General features: G+C 32.2%; 13 protein-coding genes. 1 reads left to right on the top strand and 12 read right to left on the bottom strand.

Features of this window, described 5'->3' with window-relative positions:
• Nucleotides 1-90: 90 nt before the first annotated feature.
• The 6 genes from ASG22_RS03115 to ASG22_RS03090 all read right to left on the bottom strand — a co-directional run bounded on the left by ASG22_RS03115 (nt 91) and on the right by ASG22_RS03090 (nt 10,361).
• A complete protein-coding gene (locus tag ASG22_RS03115; RefSeq protein ID WP_055980438.1) occupies nt 91-894 on the bottom strand; it encodes a DUF4350 domain-containing protein in 804 nt (267 codons plus the stop codon).
• A 9-nt stretch (nt 895-903) separates the two neighbouring features.
• On the bottom strand, nt 904-3,678 hold the full coding sequence (locus ASG22_RS03110) for a glycosyl hydrolase (RefSeq protein WP_055980535.1): 2,775 nt from the start codon (nt 3,676-3,678) through the stop codon (nt 904-906).
• 120 nt (nt 3,679-3,798) lie between these two features.
• Entirely contained in the window at nt 3,799-5,121 is a 1,323-nt protein-coding gene (locus ASG22_RS03105) for a rhamnogalacturonan acetylesterase (RefSeq protein WP_055980435.1), read from the bottom strand.
• Between the two features lie 2 nt (nt 5,122-5,123).
• A complete protein-coding gene (locus ASG22_RS03100; RefSeq protein ID WP_238586846.1) occupies nt 5,124-7,907 on the bottom strand; it encodes a glycoside hydrolase family 2 protein in 2,784 nt (927 codons plus the stop codon).
• Between the two features lie 68 nt (nt 7,908-7,975).
• Entirely contained in the window at nt 7,976-9,355 is a 1,380-nt protein-coding gene (locus ASG22_RS03095; protein WP_082504931.1) for a glycoside hydrolase family 28 protein, read from the bottom strand.
• Between the two features lie 469 nt (nt 9,356-9,824).
• On the bottom strand, nt 9,825-10,361 hold the full coding sequence (locus ASG22_RS03090; protein WP_055980429.1) for a hypothetical protein: 537 nt from the start codon (nt 10,359-10,361) through the stop codon (nt 9,825-9,827).
• A gap of 175 nt (nt 10,362-10,536) precedes the next feature.
• Here ASG22_RS03090 and ASG22_RS03085 point away from each other — a divergent pair, with 175 nt between their 5' ends.
• Nucleotides 10,537-10,962: a hypothetical protein gene (locus tag ASG22_RS03085; RefSeq protein ID WP_055980426.1), complete on the top strand. Its 426-nt coding sequence runs from the start codon at nt 10,537-10,539 to the stop codon at nt 10,960-10,962.
• Between the two features lie 155 nt (nt 10,963-11,117).
• Here ASG22_RS03085 and ASG22_RS03080 read toward each other — a convergent pair whose 3' ends face one another.
• From ASG22_RS03080 to ASG22_RS03055, 6 genes are all read right to left on the bottom strand, one after another.
• Complete coding sequence (locus ASG22_RS03080) at nt 11,118-12,218, bottom strand: glycosyltransferase family 4 protein (protein WP_055980423.1); 1,101 nt, start codon at nt 12,216-12,218, stop codon at nt 11,118-11,120.
• A gap of 571 nt (nt 12,219-12,789) precedes the next feature.
• Nucleotides 12,790-13,914: a right-handed parallel beta-helix repeat-containing protein gene (locus ASG22_RS03075; RefSeq protein ID WP_055980421.1), complete on the bottom strand. Its 1,125-nt coding sequence runs from the start codon at nt 13,912-13,914 to the stop codon at nt 12,790-12,792.
• Nucleotides 13,911-14,999, bottom strand: coding sequence for a glycosyltransferase (locus ASG22_RS03070; protein ID WP_055980418.1), 1,089 nt, complete (start codon nt 14,997-14,999; stop codon nt 13,911-13,913). Before ASG22_RS03070 ends, ASG22_RS03075 begins: the two co-directional genes overlap by 4 nt.
• Complete coding sequence (locus ASG22_RS03065) at nt 14,974-16,239, bottom strand: hypothetical protein (RefSeq protein ID WP_055980414.1); 1,266 nt, start codon at nt 16,237-16,239, stop codon at nt 14,974-14,976. The genes ASG22_RS03070 and ASG22_RS03065 overlap by 26 nt, the downstream gene beginning before the upstream one ends.
• Nucleotides 16,220-17,236, bottom strand: coding sequence for a glycosyltransferase family 2 protein (locus tag ASG22_RS03060; RefSeq protein ID WP_055980410.1), 1,017 nt, complete (start codon nt 17,234-17,236; stop codon nt 16,220-16,222). The genes ASG22_RS03065 and ASG22_RS03060 overlap by 20 nt, the downstream gene beginning before the upstream one ends.
• Entirely contained in the window at nt 17,226-18,221 is a 996-nt protein-coding gene (locus tag ASG22_RS03055; RefSeq protein ID WP_055980407.1) for a polysaccharide pyruvyl transferase family protein, read from the bottom strand. Before ASG22_RS03055 ends, ASG22_RS03060 begins: the two co-directional genes overlap by 11 nt.
• Nucleotides 18,222-18,223: the final 2 nt, after the last annotated feature.

Genomic DNA, 18,223 nt, shown 5'->3' with positions numbered 1-18,223 from the left:
GTCGTCAGATTCAATTAATTTGACATCATCATGCAAAAAAGATTGGGAGTGGAAGGCGGAAAAGCTGCTCAACCGATTGCACGATCTGCCTTATTTTACAGAAACCTGCTTCAATAACCACTTCACCCATTCTTCAGTTCCCTGATAATTCGTAAAATCTGAGGGTAATTTTTTGCCGTCGATATACTCGTTATAACACCACGGATCGCCCAATGCGAAGACAGTTCCTTTACCTATTTTTGCAATGGCAGCGATATTTTTACCTTCCGCAGAGAGTAATTCTTTCGCTGGGCTATTCACGGAAATCGTCGCCACTTCCTTCATATATAATTTCTGTTGCGAGAAAATTTCATTTCCTGCCGGAACCATCACTTTTCCTTGTTCAAATTCCTTTTTCTGAACTCGGTTGTAACTATCTTCATTGAAATGAATTCCGAATTTTTCCGCCAATTTATTGAAATTTTCAAACTCAGAATTCCCCTTGTCGTTGCTTAATAAAACTAAAACACCTCCTTTTTCAACCCATTTTACAAGGTTTTTAATAGATTTTGCATCGACTAAATTAGCTTTTCCGCCGTATGCTTCTTTGTCAATATCGGCATCAACGATAATATAAATATTAGCGTTTTTCAAATCATTTTTTGCTGGAGCTGTAGTCAATGTAGTGATTTCTGCACCTTGTTTTTGGAAGATTTCTCCTAATAAAGAAAATCCTCCGTTGGTGGTGTCATTCCACGTATAATGCCAAGATTCCAAGGCTTTGGTTTCTTTATTTTCTCTTTTTTCGTTGTTGAAATAATTATCTAAAACAACTTTTGGTTTCTGTTGAGCATTAGCAAAACTAACGGTCAGCAAAGTTCCTAAAGCGAATGATTTTATGATATTTTTAGTCATAATTAATTTTTATTTTGAATAATGAATTGGGATTAATTGAATTTCGCCATCCAAACCGGAAGGCTGAACTTTCCAATTAGATGCATCAAAAGGTTTATAGTTAATATTCACAAAGTTGATTTCGTGATAATTTCTCCATTCGATTTTATTTTGGTCCATATATCGGATTCGGTTGGCCATTAGGTTTGAAACCTCGATTTGAATTGTATTTTTTCCTTTTTCAAGAAATTTCCCTACATTGATTTCAAATGGATTGCTCCAGACAATTCCGACTTCTTTTCCGTTGACAATAACCGTTGCACTTTCGTAGAGTTTATCGAACTTCAAAAGATAATCATCAGCTTTATTTTTCTTTACATTAAAAGTGCTTGTATAAACTCCGGTTCCGGAAAAACTTTGTGTTGAAGCATCTTCTGTGAAATTCGTCCAAGGTTGAAGTTTTGTTAAAGTTCTTGATTTCGGAAGTTCGGGACCGCCTTCTTTAAAAGTTAATTGCCAAGGTTGATTTAAAACGATTGGAGCTTCAGCTTTCTCAATATATTTCCATTTTGAAATTGAATTATCCGGGGTTTCAGTAGTTTTGATAATTAAAGATTCGCCTGATTTCAGTTGAACTTTAACTGAATTATTCTGAGTTTCGGCAATTCCAAAATTACCATTTTCGGGATTCATTAAAACGACCTGTTTTCCGATATAATTTAATGGAATATTTTGATTAATGTCTTTCGAAGTGTGATTGACGATGTAATAATATTTTCCGCCGTTGAACTGTCTTCTGACAAATTTCAATCCGATATCAGTTAATTTTTCTCTTTCTATTTTTAAATATTCCAAGCCGTTTTCGACATCAGAACTCAGGATAATTTTCCCTTTTCCGAATGCTGCTGTTTTCAAATTTCCATTTTGCTGAAAAGGAATTGATTTCCACAAAGATTGTAACTCATTTCTTCTTTTTTCAGACTCAAAAAATCCCTTAACATCTTTTGGTTCGCTTTGAAAAATCACAGAAGCGCCATTCTGAGCTAAATTTAAAATATTTTTCAAAGTCGATTCGGAAAAATAACTCAGTTGAGGAACAATTAAAACTTTATAAGAACCACCCTCTTTTGAAACCTGAATATTTTGATTATCCAACTTCGCCTCGCCAATCATTTTATCCGAAACCATATCCAGAGAATATCCGGATTTGCCCAATCTGTCGAGGTTTTTATGAAACTCGGTCGGCTGCAGCCATTTTTCAATATTATGAATTTTGAAAGCCATATCTTTTCCTTTCGGACTTGCCCATTGGTCGTAAACAGGCCAGTAAACCAATAGCTCATTATCCGATTTTCCGCTTTGCAAAACACTTTGAGTTCTGGCAACGTAGGAATTTAACCCTTCCAAATGTGACCATAAACTGTTTTCGGGAACGAAATTGGTGGATGCATAAAACAGCCAGCCCGGAAATTTCACATCAGCCGGAGTGTACGTCGTTCCGTGATAAAAAACGTGATTGATTCCCGATAAAAAAACCTGCTCCACTTCCGGTTTTGCCTGTGACCACGAGGTTTTGAAATGTTCTGTCAGCCACGTAAAAGTTTCGTTTGAAATTAATTTTTTCCCCGTCACATTCGCTGCCGACGAAGCAAATTTCAACATATTAATGTCCGGAATATCGGCTTTCTGAATGTCTGCGGTATCTCTTTTCAAACCGACAACATCAAAAGGCGTGCTTCCAAAAGTTTCCGATTCGGGAATATCGACTGCTGCATATAAATCCAGTAAATTCCCCGGCGAACCGTGTGCCTGATTGGTATTTTTGGAGTTTTTGGAGTTCGCCCAATTCGTAAAATCCTGCGCAAAACGATTCAAAACTAAATCACTCAGCGTTTCTCTGTAATCAGATTTTATTCTTCCTGCAGTTTCACTTTCTTCATCGCTCACCAGATATTTGATGTACGGACTTAAATCATAGCCACGTCTTTTCTTAAATTCAATTAAAAAATCCGGCGTCCAGTCGGCATTGTACACTTCATAGCTGTCATTGAAAAAAGAACGGATTCCATAATTTGAATTGCCAAATGCCTTATCAAAAGTTTTCAGATAATCTTTTGTCGCAGTTGGTGAAAAATGGTCCAAAGTGTAGCCTTCTCCACCGGGAGCAGCACGTTTTACTTTTTGAAAGGTTTTACCCACAAAAATCGCATAGATAGTCCATTTCCCAAAGGTTGGTTTCCAGTTTAAAGTTCCGTCTGCATTGATTTTATCTGTTAAAACTACCGCTTCATTTTTTTCATTGTAAGCGGTTACAATATCGAGTTTTATCGTTTTTAAATTCTTCTGTTTTTCATCTTTCAGAACAATTTTCTCTGAAAACTTTTCATTCGGTTGAATTTCGTATGTCTGAACAACCATTTTGGTCGCCGCATTCTCTTCATCCACTTGCGGTCCACCGATTGGCCAGCCTGTTCCGACTGCCATATCAACGCCCATATTCAGACTTTTGGCTTTGTCGGTCGTAAACCGGAGCATTTTCATCCATTCCGGAGAAAGGTAATTGATGTACTGTTTTTCAAAACCTTTTGCGCCGTAAACAGGAACAATTTCCACACCGCCAAATCCAGATTTTGAAAGAGTTGTCAATTGCTTATCTAAACCTTTTTCGTCAACGGCACTTCCCATCCACCACCAGCGTGTCCACGGTTTTGCGGTCTCGGTAGTTTGTGGCCACGGATTCTGTGCGGAAAGGTTTCCGAAGGCAAAACAGAGAACGCTGAGTTTTATGATATTTTTGATATTCATTATTAAATCAATTTTTAACATTTGTCATTTCGAGGGACGAGAAATCTAGCAATGTGAGATTCTTCATTCCACTTCGTTTCATTCAGAATGACAAACTGCACATTTTGATTACAATACATTCTAATTCCCATCAGGTTTCAAAGATTCCATATAAATGCTTTCCGGCCAGTGAAAATCTTTGATGGCATCGGGTTTATTGGGATTAAAATTTTTATAATTTTTGGAAATATATTTCTTCAAAGGTAAATTTTGGTCAACTATAGATTTCACTACACATTGTGCCAATTCATAAGCGCCATAAGGATTAAAATGCGTATCATCAGCCAAAGCAGTTTTTTGATTCGGATATGAATTGGCTTGATAATGTACGAATGCTTTCTTTGCATTTTCCGGTCCCATCGCTTCAAATAAAGTTTTGCTTAAAGCATTTAAATCGATTAAATCAACTTTTTCTTCTTTCGCAATTTCCCGCACTGCATCAGGAAAATCATCTAAAGTATTGACGATTTTATTATTTTCATCAAAAACTCTGCGGTTCATAGAAGTGACTAAAACTGGAATTGCGTCTAAACTTTTAGCTTTTAAAATCCATTCTTTTAATCGTTTTCTGTAACCGGATTTTATACTGTTGCCAGCTTTTTGGTCGTTGTGCCCGAACTGAATGAACAGATAATCTCCCGATTTTATTTTATTCCATATTTTATCGATTCTGTGGCGGTCTTCGAATGCTTTTAAAGTTTCTCCACTTTCGGCGTAATTGGCAATCACGACTTCATTTGGAACGAAAAAGTACGGTAACATCTGTCCCCAGGACGCCCAGGGTTCGTACTGCGCATCAACAACGGTTGAATCGCCCGTCAGATAAATGGTTTTTGCCGTTTTGTTGGGTTGAATAATGACTGAACAAACTTTCGGTGCTTTGTCATTAAACTCAATGGTCAGCATATTATCCCAATGAAGATATTTTGTTTCCCTTGGTTTTAATTTTACAATTCCTATTTGAGTTCCATTCTGATTTCGGATAATGCTGTCTTTGACGTGAACGGTAATTTGTTTTTCAACGATTTCGCCTTGTTTTGTTTTAACATCATTCAGCATCAGACGGCGATTTTCTACACGAACGGTTGTTTCGGAAGTTCCTTTAGAATCGCCAAGATTTAATTGAATATTATAATTTCCTTCAGGAAGAACCACCGAAAAATAGAACGGTTTATCGCTTGTAATAAAATCTCTTTTCAAAGCATTTCCGCCGTTGTCAATAGATTTTAAACCGGAAATATCCATAAATCCGTAACCAGTTTTTCTGTCGAATTTAGAAGTTGAGTTAATTGGAATGAAACCTTCTTCAACTCTTTCACCACCAAAATCAAATTTGAAACTGGTTTGCTGTCCGAGAAGAACCGAACAAATGAAAAGCGATAAAAAGATTACAATATTCTTCATTATCAATCGGTTAAAATATTTTCTTTCGGCATAGAAAACTGCTTATTTTCATCGCCCAAATCCGGCAATCCAAAGTAGAAATATAAGGTTCTTTTAAACGTTCCATTAAGATGATTCGGTTCACTTTCAAGACCCAAAGTCGAGGTATCATTATTAATATTAAACGCCAAGACCGTTCCCAAAGGTGGAATAGCATCGAGGAAAGAAATATTTCCGCTTGGTAATTTCGGATAGCCTTCCGCACCGTAAATTCCATAAAAATCAAAAAGTCTAACGAACATTTTTTCTTCTTCTGTTCCGACTGTAATTTTTCCTTCCGCTGTATTCAACTGCAACCACGAAATATCATCAAAATAACCTTTAAATTCAGGATAAATCCACGGAGAAAAACCAGTTCGGGTTGAGTTTTTTAAATTTTGCCAAACATTATAAGTCTGTCCTTGTAAACGGTTTTTCCAAACGTGATAAGGACCTTTGCCCAGCCATTTTGCGCCGATGACATAATTTTCAGAATAATCAAAACTTACACCTGCAAACTGATAATCTCCAGCAAGCGAATATTCATAATTCAATTCTAAAATTCCGTTGGGATTCAGTTTCCAAATGAATTTATTTCCGTTTTTATACTTTGCTTCAATGAGTTGATTTTGTCCTTCTACAAAAGATTTTATAGAAGATAATTCCATTGTTCCGTTTACGAAAACCGGTCCGTTTTTGAAGGACATTTTCTTGCCTTTTTTATCGACAATCACTGATTTTAATAAGCCATCTTTTTTACCAATTGAAAATTCTTTTTCTTCTGATTTTAGAATAAATAATGAATCATTTTCAGCGACAGAAACCGGAAATTTTTTGATTAAAGATTTCGAAAATTGTGTCGATAATTTTTCATTTAAAGCAATTTTCCAAGTCCAAGTGTAAATTTCTTTTCCGAATTTGTCTGTTGCAGTTAGCATTAAACCTTCACTTTCTCTCCAGTTGATTGGAAGATTTAAGTTAATATTTCCTTTTTCAGTTGGTTTAATATTTGGCGATTCTGATTTTCCTGTTTTAATGATATCAAAACCTGATTCAGAAGAAAATGGTGTTTTGAATTTGACTAGTTTCCATTCAAACTGACATTCATTTAAGTTCGTAAAATGATAACGGTTTTCAACAGAAATTGTTCCGTTAAAATCATCCGGCAACGTTTTCAAATCAATTTTTACCGGACTGTAAATTTCCCGAATGGCATAAAAACTTCCCTCCTTTTCGCGATGTGGACCCAAAACTCCGTCGGGAGCGTTGATGGCATTGACATCAATCTGATTTTTGAAATCCGTTCGCACCAAACCTTCATCTACAAAAGCCCAAAGAAAACCGCCCGCACCTTTCTTGGAATTCCAATGAAGTTCCCAATAATCGGCCAGAGAAGTTCCGCCACCGCCGTCGTCCTGTGCGTGTAAAAATTCGGTCGGCATATAAATATTTTCTCCTTCAAGAATTTTTTTGGTGCTGTAATAATCTTCGTAATGATTGCAGTCGATGCCGTTGAAAGCATTTCCAGGCTTGTGATGCGCGTGAATGACGGGACGGTTGGACAAGTCATATTTTGCATATTCTGCATCCAAATCGAAATTATGTCCGCCCTCGTTTCCGTTACTCCAAAAAATGATTGACGGATGATTGGCATCTCTCGTAACCATTTCTTTCACGAGCTTTTTACCAACTTCAGTGCTGTATTTTTTTTGCCAACTCGCCAATTCATCCAAAACATATAAACCGAGCGAATCGCAAATTTTTAAAAATGATTTATTGGGCGGATAATGCGAACAGCGAACGGCATTCATATTCATTTCCTTGATGAGCTGAACGTCCATTAAATCGATGTTTTCTGTAACAGCACGTCCGGTTTCCGGCCACCAAACGTGACGGTTTATACCTTTCATTTTGATTTTGGTTCCGTTTATGTAAATTCCGTCGCCTTTGCGGATTTCAATCGTTCGGAAACCGAATTTTTCTTCAGTATGGAAGATATTTTTTCTGTTTTTATTTAAGCTGAATTTAGCTTTGTATAAATTAGGCGTTTCGGCTGTCCAGAGTTTTGGATTTTTGACGGAGAATTGAATCTGTTTTAAAGTATCTCCTTTCTGAATTTGAACCTGAGATTCGCCAATTAAATTATTTTTAATATCGAATAATTCAACCTTCAAATTGTTGACAGAATTGACTCCTTTTAAATGAATATTAGAACGGAAAGTTCCGTCTGCTTTGGCATCGATTGACGTCGATGAAATGTATTCTTTTGGATGGGCTTCCAAATAAACCGGTCTGAAAATTCCGCCTAAAATCCAGTAATCTGCCAGACGTTCTGCGTTGTTGACCGATTTATCAGCCGACATTTTTGAAACTTTGACTTCCAGAATATTTTCTTTTCCGAATTGAACTTTATCGGAAATATCATATTTGAATTCATAAAAAGCACCCTGATGAATTGCTCCCACCAATTTTCTATTGATTTTCACTTCGGTATCGGTCATCGAACCTTCAAAAACGATGTTGATGGATTTTCCTTTCCAGGAATTGGGGACTTGAAATTTGTGTTTGTAAAGACCTATTTCATCATTAAATTTGAAATTTTTGCCGTAGGTGACGTAATCTCTTCCGTAGTTGTACGAGCCAAATCCCTGCTGTTCCCATTGGGAAGGAACCTGAATTTTATTCCAGCTTCCAGATTTTCGTCCGCCGTTTATCCAAAAATCCCATTCTTTGGTATGCTCAGAATCTGTTCCGCTCAGGAATTGCATTTCCTTAGATTGAGAATGCAGAAACTGTGAGCAAAAGCATAAAAGAACGAATATTTTGGAATAAAAACTCATTTAGCAGAAATATCAGAATCATCTTTTTTGTCGTAAGATTGACTTAGAGAAGCAACTTGCTCTACTTTAAGATTTTTTTGCTTTAAGTTTTCGATGTTTTTCAGATTTTCCATTTCAGGTTTTAAGGCTTTGATTTTAAAATTTTCAAACGTGAAATCCCTTAAATCATATAAATCTGATTTTTCTATAGAAAATGCTGTTTCACAACTTAAATCGATGTTCTTGACTGTAATGTTATTTGCTAATCCTTTTTTCGGTCTTGCTTCTCCTTTCAAATCAAAAAACTGGTTCCAACCTTTAACGTAAATAAAGGTTTTTACGTTTCCTGTAATATTTTCTACCGTTACATATTCGTAGTGCTGAGGGGTATCTGGACGCATTTTTAGGTGTAATAATCTTGATGCGTCTTTCACTTTAGAATTACGCAAAAGCACATTGTAATTGTGAATCGATTCGCTACCGCAAGTCAAAACAGAATGACAGAACCCAAAAGTATTGTCTTCAATCAAGATATTTCTATTTTCACCGTTATTTGGGTCAACATCGGCTTTTGGACCTTTTCCACCTTTCAAAGCGATGGCATCATCATTTACCGACATATAACAATTTTTAATCAGAAAATTTGAACATGCATCAATATCAACAGCGTCTGTGCTTGGTGCTTTTATAGGTTCTTTCGGTGCAAGAATCGTCAGATTTAATAGTTTTACGAACTGAGATTTATAATAATGCGTACTCCAGAATGGTGAATTTTTCACTGTAATTCCTTCAATCTGAACATTTTTTGAATTTGACACGTAGATAATTCTCGGTCTCATTTCATCCATATTTGTGCATTTAGGATTCCATTCGCGTCTTTTCCAAAATGATTTCCAGAATCGAAGTCCATTTCCGTCGAGGGTGCCTTTGCCGGAAATAGTGAAACCATCCAATCCGTCTGCATTAATTAAAGCTGGAAAATATTTTACAGTCTGGCCTTCCATTCTGGTTGTAACAACGGGAAAATCGTTGATATCATCGCTTCCTTTTAATTTCGCTCCGTTTTCTAAATATAAATGCGTTCCCTGTTTAAAGAAAAGCGAACTGATTAGGAAAGTTCCTTTTGGTACGATAACCACACCGCCTCCATTTTTCGCAGCCAAATCAATAATTTCCTGAAGCTTTTTGGTCTGAAGAACTGTACTGTCATTCTTCATTCCGTTTTCAGTAATGATATATTTTTTGCCTAATTTGTTGATGTCGGTTGGTTTATTTTCTTTAAACCATTTTGGAATTGCTGTTCCGTCGGGGAATTTGTCCTGGCTTTTTACCGCAGATGAAAATAAGAAAACAGCAAACAGGGATAATAAGAAGTTGGATTTATTTTGACGTTTCATAATTTAATTTTAATGCTCAATGAGCCGATTTTTATGATTAAATTATAAAATCTAAAATCAGCAACAGTAATTTTCTTTATTGAAGAAAATTATCTTTCATTTCATTTTTATAAAAATAGAAATTTTAAGAACTTACAGCATCCTGCTCTTTCATGTTGCATAATTTACTCAATATAAACAGAATATGCGATTAGGAAAAGTTTGAGTAAAGGTAAGATGATGGATTACACTAAATATTTCTAATATGCGTTGTGCATTTTGAAAATGTTAGATACGTCAATTCGAGTGTTTTTTCGTAATGAAGTGGAGAAAAAATGTATCGAGAATAGATCTGCCTTCAAAATTACAAACTTCTCGATACAAAATTCTTTCAGAATTTCACTCGAAGTGACGAAAATACATCAAAATGCACAACGGGTTTTCTAATGTAAAATTTGGAAACGAGAAATTGAATGTAAAGAACTATCTACTAATTGGCAGCAGGATCAATGAGTTCTTTTGTAATTCCTAACGATTTTAAGATATTTTTGTTGTCAAAAAGCAATGTAGAATAATGTTCGCCTTTTTTGAATATTAACTTTGAACCTCCTGAATACATACTGTCATCATTCAACTTTTCGACTTTGGCTCCATATTTACTGAATTTAACTTTACTTTCCTGCAGCGTTGTTTTGTTTATTGCCAAACCGAAAGGCAAGCCTTCTGCAATCACAAACTTATCGTCGGGAATATCAAAAAACATTTCACTGATCACATTATTTTTCCCGATACTGCAATACAGCTCTAATCCAGATTTAGTAAGCCATTTAGCATATTTCTCATCATTAGCATCTTCATAAAAAACAGCTTTTGCACGTAAAACTTTCGAAATCTTATCCGGCGTTTGCGGAAAAATAAATTCTGAATTTTTATTCAGTAAAGAATTTAAATGAGAATGTTTCTGCGAAAATACATTCAGACTGATAAGTTGAAAAATTAATGCTACGATCAGGGTTAATGGTTTCATCTTCATAAATAATAATTTTAAAACTTTTACGATTGCGAGTTTAAAGGTATTAAAAATTAACCAATTGGATAAAACATCAATGTTAATAATGAACACAAAATATTTTGTAAACTTCCATACCCATTATAATTGGCACAAATTTCGATATGTTGAGGGTACACCAAATTATAATTTTATGTCAATACAAATTAAAATAGCTTTTTGTACAGAATGTAACGGTTACCACTCTGCTACACCTTCGGATAAAAAATACAACAGTCATTCTGATATTATTGATCATTTCTTTTATCATGGTGAACCTTTTTTTACGTTAGATCAAAGCACGTTTGAAAAAGCAACGAAGCTTGAGAATACCGAGATCATTACAATGAGTTTGGATGAACACATTAAACAAGATCATTTATATTGTTACTGCAAGAAAAAAAAGAATGTTGTCAAGCAGCACTATACTTACGAATCTGTAGATTCAGTTTCTCAAGTTGTAACAAATGAAAAATACAGTGATACAGATTATTATTTTAAAGATCTTTATCATACTTACAATAATTTTCACGGAGTTTCGCAGCAAAACAATAAAAATTATAACAGCAACAGAACATAAATAAGAATGGAAATATTATACTTTATAAAAATATCCCGACTTTGATCGGGATATTTTTATTGTTTGAAAAGCTTAAAGTGAGTTTCAAACCTTATATATTAAATTTCGAATACTCAATCACTAACCGAAATCAAAATATTATTGAAATAAACAAATCATGCACAAAAATTTTTCTCTTTGATTAGTTTTTTATATTCACCCAAAAGAGCGTTCCAGACTACTGACTGCTCATAACGAGACTCAATCATCGGACGGGAATTATTTTTTAGTTTATAATAGTAATCAGAATCTGATAACATTCGTTCCATTGCTTTTTTAAGATATTCTGTATCTTTAGCCGGAACGATTGTACCATTTTCGTTTTCTACAATAATTTCGTTGCATCCGTTGATATCAGAGACAATGCTTGGTAATTCCATTGCTCCTGCCTGCATTACTACATTTGGAAAACCTTCCCGATAACTTGGAAAAGTCAACACATTAGAAATTGCAAAATAAGGTCGAACATCTTTCTGAAAACCAACATCAATAATATCCGGATTGGTTTTGATTTCAAGTAAAGTGTCTTCAGGCAATGGATCTAATTCCTGCTCCAGAGAACCTACCAGTAGTAATTTAAAGTTGCGTGTGTTGTCTTGTCTATTAAGATCAGAAAATGCTTTAACCAATTCATTAATCCCCTTATCACCTACCAATCGACCAACAAATACAAAGACAAAATCTGTATCTGCTATATTTAATTCTTTCTTCAACTGTTGTTTCTTTGCGTCGGAAACTTGTTTTGGAGAAAAAAAAGAAGTATCAATACCATTTGATGAACCATTTCCAATTACTTTCAGCTTGTATTTATCGGTATATTTATGTTTTAGGATATAATCAGATAATCCGTTTGAATTTGGATATACATGCGTTGCAGAAGCATATGTTAATTTTTCAACCATATTTAAAACTTGGCGCTTTATACCGCTTACTTCCATTAATGGCAATCCGGCCACGGTGTGTAACCTGTGAGGAACGCCTGCAAATTTTGCCGCCAGCATCCCTACAATACCTGCCTTGGGTGTGTGTGTGTGTACGATCTCAGGCTTTTCTTTTTTCAAAAATTTGTATGTACTCCATAAAGATTTTATATCTTTAAGCGGAGTAACTTTTCGGGACATGTCAATGGCTACGATATCAATCTCTTCATCATTTTTCACGTCATCCAGTTCTTTTCCTGATGATGAAACACCTATTACGTCAAAATACTCTGACATAAACCGATGCTGCCCTTTCAATAATATTTTTAAGGAAAGAGGTACTGTTGTAATTCGTATTAATTTAGCTTTCAACTGTGTCAGTATTTATTTATTACTTCGATAAAATGAGAACCAATTAATAAATTTCTTGTAAATCTTTTGTGTGCAGTTATTTTTATTTAATTCGTAATAATTCTTTTATTGGTGATATGAAAATACAATATTACCTTTATAATTTTATTTAAAAACTCGTTTATTAAACAAAAATTAATGATCAGTTAATATAACCTGAATTATTAGGGAATAAATAATTTTTCGATAAGTGTTTGTATGTAATTTAGTTTCAACAATTATAGTAAAGCGCCTTATTAGGATAGAGAATACTTAAATATTTTCAAAGATAATCTTTACAAGTATTCAATACATTATCTATAATATTTTTAAGAGATTTATGAATTAATTTAAAATTAATAAATTATCCAACAATATACCTTTACTCATAGCAATTATCATTCCATTTCTCTCTATATAGTTAATAACTTTAATGAATAATATTTTTTTTCATTTTTTAGTAATTATACATACAAAACTACTTGTTATATCTAATTTTTTGCAGAGAAAAATTTTCTAATTCTCTTACTACTTTATCATTATCTTTGTGATCAGATGCAAAGTCAGTCACTTTTAAATTAATATTATCCAAAGAAGAATTATCATATAAATATCTAAAAGGTTTATCATTATTTTTCAGTTCAATATTTTTAAGTGTAATATTTCCTGTTAAACCTTTTTTTGTCTGTGATTTTCTATTAGAATATGAAATACCATTTTTTGAATACAAATCCCTATAATTATCGATTGATATTTCGACATTTTTACTAGGTAAATTTCCTTTTAAATTATCCAGATAAAAAGATAAGCCGTTTAACTTATTATTGAATGTTACAATTGAATTCAATACGATATTTGAAATTTGGTTTTGTTGTATATTAGGCTCAATGTCAATACCTGTTTGAGGATTAGCACCATTAGAATTCGAAATTACCAGATCTTGTAAAAGTATATTATTACCACTTATTATTGAAATCCCGTTCCTCCTATTATTATCTATAATTCCTCCAACTATAGCTACATTACTTGAAAAATTTTTTCCACCTATATAAATTCCATCTCCCCAGCAATCTTTAATATCTGCATTATATATCTTAATATCAGCTGCATTATTAATACTGATTCCCATTCCCCATTCTCCTTTTGTTCCTAAATGCTGATTCCTATCGCCTGCAATCTTTGGATTATAAATACTTACATTCTTTTTACTGTTGATATAAATAATTGCATATCCTGCTTTATCAGTTGGTTTTAACATCAACTTGGAATTGGTGTCAAATAATAAAATGGAGTTATTATTAAGTTTTATTCCCTTATCATTTATTAAAACAGGAAAATTAGGCATTAATACTACATCATTTTGATCTATTGCTTTTTGTAGATATTCTGTATAATCCTGAGATGCATCTTTCTTATAATTTCCGGGAAGTATATCAGTAACTTTAAAAGCCTTGGTCTTAAGAATATTTACAGATGCTGAAATATCTTTTGTTTTTACAAAAGAATTGGGCACATCTCTATATTGGAATTTACCTTGTGCACAAGATGAATTAACTAAAAATAAAAACCCTACGTAAAAAAATGATTTGATTGTCTTTATCATAATTTATTATATATTTTGCGGTATTGGTTTGCGATTTTTTCAATAGAAAAAGAAGCTGATCTCTTAAAGCATCTTTCTGATGTCTGCCTATAAAAATCTACATTATTAAATAGTTTCTCAATAATTTCAGCAAGATTTTCTTCTTTTCCCTTTTCAAATAAAATTCCATACTCTCCAACAACTTCTGATAATCCTGGTACATTGGATGCCACAACTGGTTTTTGACATGCCATTCCTTCTACTGCAACAATTCCGAATCCTTCGTAATGTGATGACACAACTACTACATCACTCATTTTAATAAGTTGTGCTACATTAGATTGGTTACCTAAAAAGAAGGTTCTTTCCTGCAATTTATTTTCTTTTGCCATCTTTTTGCATTTCTCCAATTCGGGGCCATCTCCCACAAATATAGCTTTTATATTTGGCGGTAATAGCGCTAAAGATCTTATTAAAGTAGACTGATCCTTAGCAGCTCTAAAACTGGCAATCTGTATTAAGATGAAATCTTTTTCTGATAAATTATATGCACTACGTGAATGTATTTCTGCAGTGTAAAATTTGCTAAGATTAATTCCATTATTTATTACCTCCATCTCTACTTTAAAATCATTCCCCAAATGTTTGCTAAGGTTATTTTTAGTAGATTCTGAAATACAAATAATATAATCTAGTTTAGAATAAATAAATCTTTCTATTTTTTTTAAATACGATTTGGTTCTTCTATTATTTTCTGTACTATGCTCAGTAAATATTACTTTCTGTTTCCTGAAAAAAAATAAAATCTTGTATAGTACACCCCAATATAAAGTCGGAAATAAATGCAAATGAATAATATCAGCATCAGCCACTATTTTACTTATAAAAAAAGGTATCCGAATATCATACAGACTTTTTGTAGGAATCTGCTCAATTTTTATTTTTTTATTATGCTCTACTTCTTTTTTTAGGGACGAATCAATGTTATCTAACAATAGCAAATGTATTTCGTCTGAATCTGTTTGAGAAAACTCAGTACATAGATCAACAACCAATCGCTCAGCACCACCAAATTTTAAACTATTTATGATATGGTAAATTCTCATTTTCTATTTTAATTTTATATAATGCTAACCAATAAAATATAAATATTATCCAATTGACATCCAAAAGTCCTTTAAAGTTTCCGATTAATAATAAAAACGTTAATGACCACAATAAAAGTTTTAAACCTTTATCGTTATTAAATCTTTTTATATTGTAAAATAAAATGTAAAAATGTATTGAAAAGTAAACTAGTATACCGAAGATTCCATAATAATATACCAATCGTGAATATCCAATATCTGTATGCATATAAAAAGAGCCATTATCGTAATAAAACTGTCCATCACCTATTAATAAACTTTTTAGATTAGATGGAAATATCAACATAGCTTTTACTCCTTCTGTAGAATCCGTTTTCAAATCACCTGAAGAAAAAAGATTTATAAATATTTCGAAAGAATGCCGAAAAGAATTTGAAGTCATTAATTTGTCTAGGTTAACTAGTATATAACTAAAAACAATAATCCCAAAAAATGTAGAATAAACAATAATTTTTGGCAAACTGGTATAGTTTTTTTTTTGAATATAATTGATTAAGAAATAAATAAGAGATAAAAATATACCTAAAAATGCAACTCTTGCAATATAAATACCCGTAATAGATATAAATACATATATAATCTTCCATAGCAGCTTGCTCTTTTTTTCAGTAGTAATTACATATGTACTAAGCAGCACTCCAATAGATGAGATAATACCTCCCGAAAAAAATGTACCTGCTCCAATTCCAATAAATCTTGTCCCGAACTTCACTACATTACCCAAAGCATACTCAAACTTATCACCAGTTGATTGTATAGATGTCATAATCTCTAATAGACTAGGATTCAAAAACATTAATAATGCCAAAAAATTGTGTAAAAAGATTGATAAAATAACTAATTTTAGTGCATATAACCTGTTAATATTTGCTTGAATTACTAAATAATATGCACCAAATAAATACAGTATATTCTGTATGGTATTTCCAATAAAACGTGAATCAAAATAATTATTAATAACTGTTGTTAAAATTATAAATGATATGGAAATTATACATAAAAGAAATATACGACCAAGAGATTTAGGCAATCCTAATTTATCTTGACTGATAAAGAAGAAAAGACCTATAAAACCAAAAATTACTCTCGTTCTAAGAACAGAAGGTAAAAAAACAAATGATATATTATATATATAAAGGAAATATATAAATACATTTATTCCATGCTTATATATTTGATTAGTTTCTAGTCTTTTCATCTATCAATTCATATATTCCAAAAAAAGTTAATTTACTAAGTGCTAATTTCAGTAAAAAAGTAAATGGCAATCTTTTTACGTTAAATAGTAAAATCTTAAGATATCTTTTACCTAAAACGCATTCTATATTAAATTTATTACCTGGGTAACTTACTTCTAATTCCGCATAAAGCTTTTTAAAAAAAGAAATAATAAACTCTACAGGAAATATCTCAAAATCTATATTTCTTATCTTCTCTGATAAAGATAAGATGTAAATAAAATCCAACTCTTTTTGATTTAAAACAATATTGTGCTGCTTTAAAGCTAATTGTTGAATATTAGATATTGTTTTCTTTCTATCTTCTATTTGACTTGCACCAACATTTGTCTGACTGTTTGGTGTATTTCTATAATATAACAGAGGTAATTTAAAATTATAACCTTTACCATATTGTAATATTTTTATCCACAATTGATAATCCTCAGCATACTTAAAATCCTTTTCGAAAAAAAGATTATTTTCTTTGATAATATCTGATCTGAACATCACTGCAGGATGGGTAAAAGGTGTACTGAAAACAGAATGTATTCTAATTGATATATTATCAACTGGAAGCATACTCAGGTGGTATTGGGAAATATTCTCAGTAAATTCTTTTCTGGACGAGCTGCATATAATATATTCAGTATTTTTTTCCATAAAATCTATCTGAATCTCAAAACGTGATAAATCGCAAATATCATCTGCATCCATTCTAGCAATATATTTGCCTTTGGATAATAATATACCTTTATTTAAAGTTTCTATTAATCCTAAATTCCTTTCATTCTCTATATATCTAATTCGTTTATCATTATAACCAAGAATAATATCTTTTGTAGAATCTGAAGAACCATCATTGATAATTAATAATTCAAAATCTGTGTAGCTTTGTGAAAGTATACTATCAACAGCATCACTAAGATATTTTTCAGCATTGAATGCTGGTAAAATAACTGAAATTTTAGGATCCATTTTTTACTAAAAGTTTTACATTATTAAAATTTTTAAGCCATGTATCATAAAAATTTTTACTTTTTCCATATACATTGTCTAGAATAATGACTTCTTTATCTAATAAAATACTGATTATTAAACCATGCAAACGGGTAGTATAGATTTTATCATATTCGTTAATAAAAGATTTCCCCCTGTTAATATGCAAATCCATTCCATTTTTCTTTTTCAGTCCATAGGCATTATCCAGCAGCAGAGAAAAAACAGGTATATGTTTTATAACTTTAGAAATTTTACCATCCAAAGCCTCTACATAATTAGTTAGGGTATTTATTCTGTTTGAATCAGAATTATAGGTTGGCCAATCCTGCACGTAATACTCACCATCTATAAAATTCTGAAAAGAATCTTTGCTGGCCTCTGCATCAGTCCTATTCAGATATAAGTTTTTACACTTATCATCCACCTTATCTTTAATATCAGAATCAAAATTTAAAAAGAACGCCATATCTGGAGCCAATTTTAGTCTTTCTTCATTGAAATTCAATTTTAAAATATCATATGAAACAAAATCTCTTACAAAAATATGCAAATCATTATGTCTATTGAAGATTGTAAAATCCCTCTTTAGATTTTCATTATTATTGTAATGTACGGTCTGAGGCAAAACAATAATTTTATTATCAGGAAAATTTTCAATTATATATCTTTTAAAGATTTGACTAGATTCATAAATATCTCCAAAATTTCCTCCACCATGTAAAAGAATAATAGTTTCCTTAGATTTAATAATACTTTTCTTGAACGTATATCTATTATATTGCCCAATACATTTATATTCTAATTCTTTAAAAAATTCTAGTTCTCCTTTCCAAATCAAAGAATCTCCTATATTCCTGTGATTGGGAATATCCAATAAAATAAAATCATTATTTATAAGTGGTGTAAGTTGTGTAGAAATTATGTTTTTTAGTGTTATAATATTTTCTTTATTGGAATTCATTT

The sequence above is a fragment of the Chryseobacterium sp. Leaf405 genome, from assembly GCF_001425355.1.
Lineage (GTDB): Bacteria > Bacteroidota > Bacteroidia > Flavobacteriales > Weeksellaceae > Chryseobacterium.
Note: the sequence above shows the minus strand (reverse complement) of the source record. Positions and strands in the feature narration are given on the sequence as shown.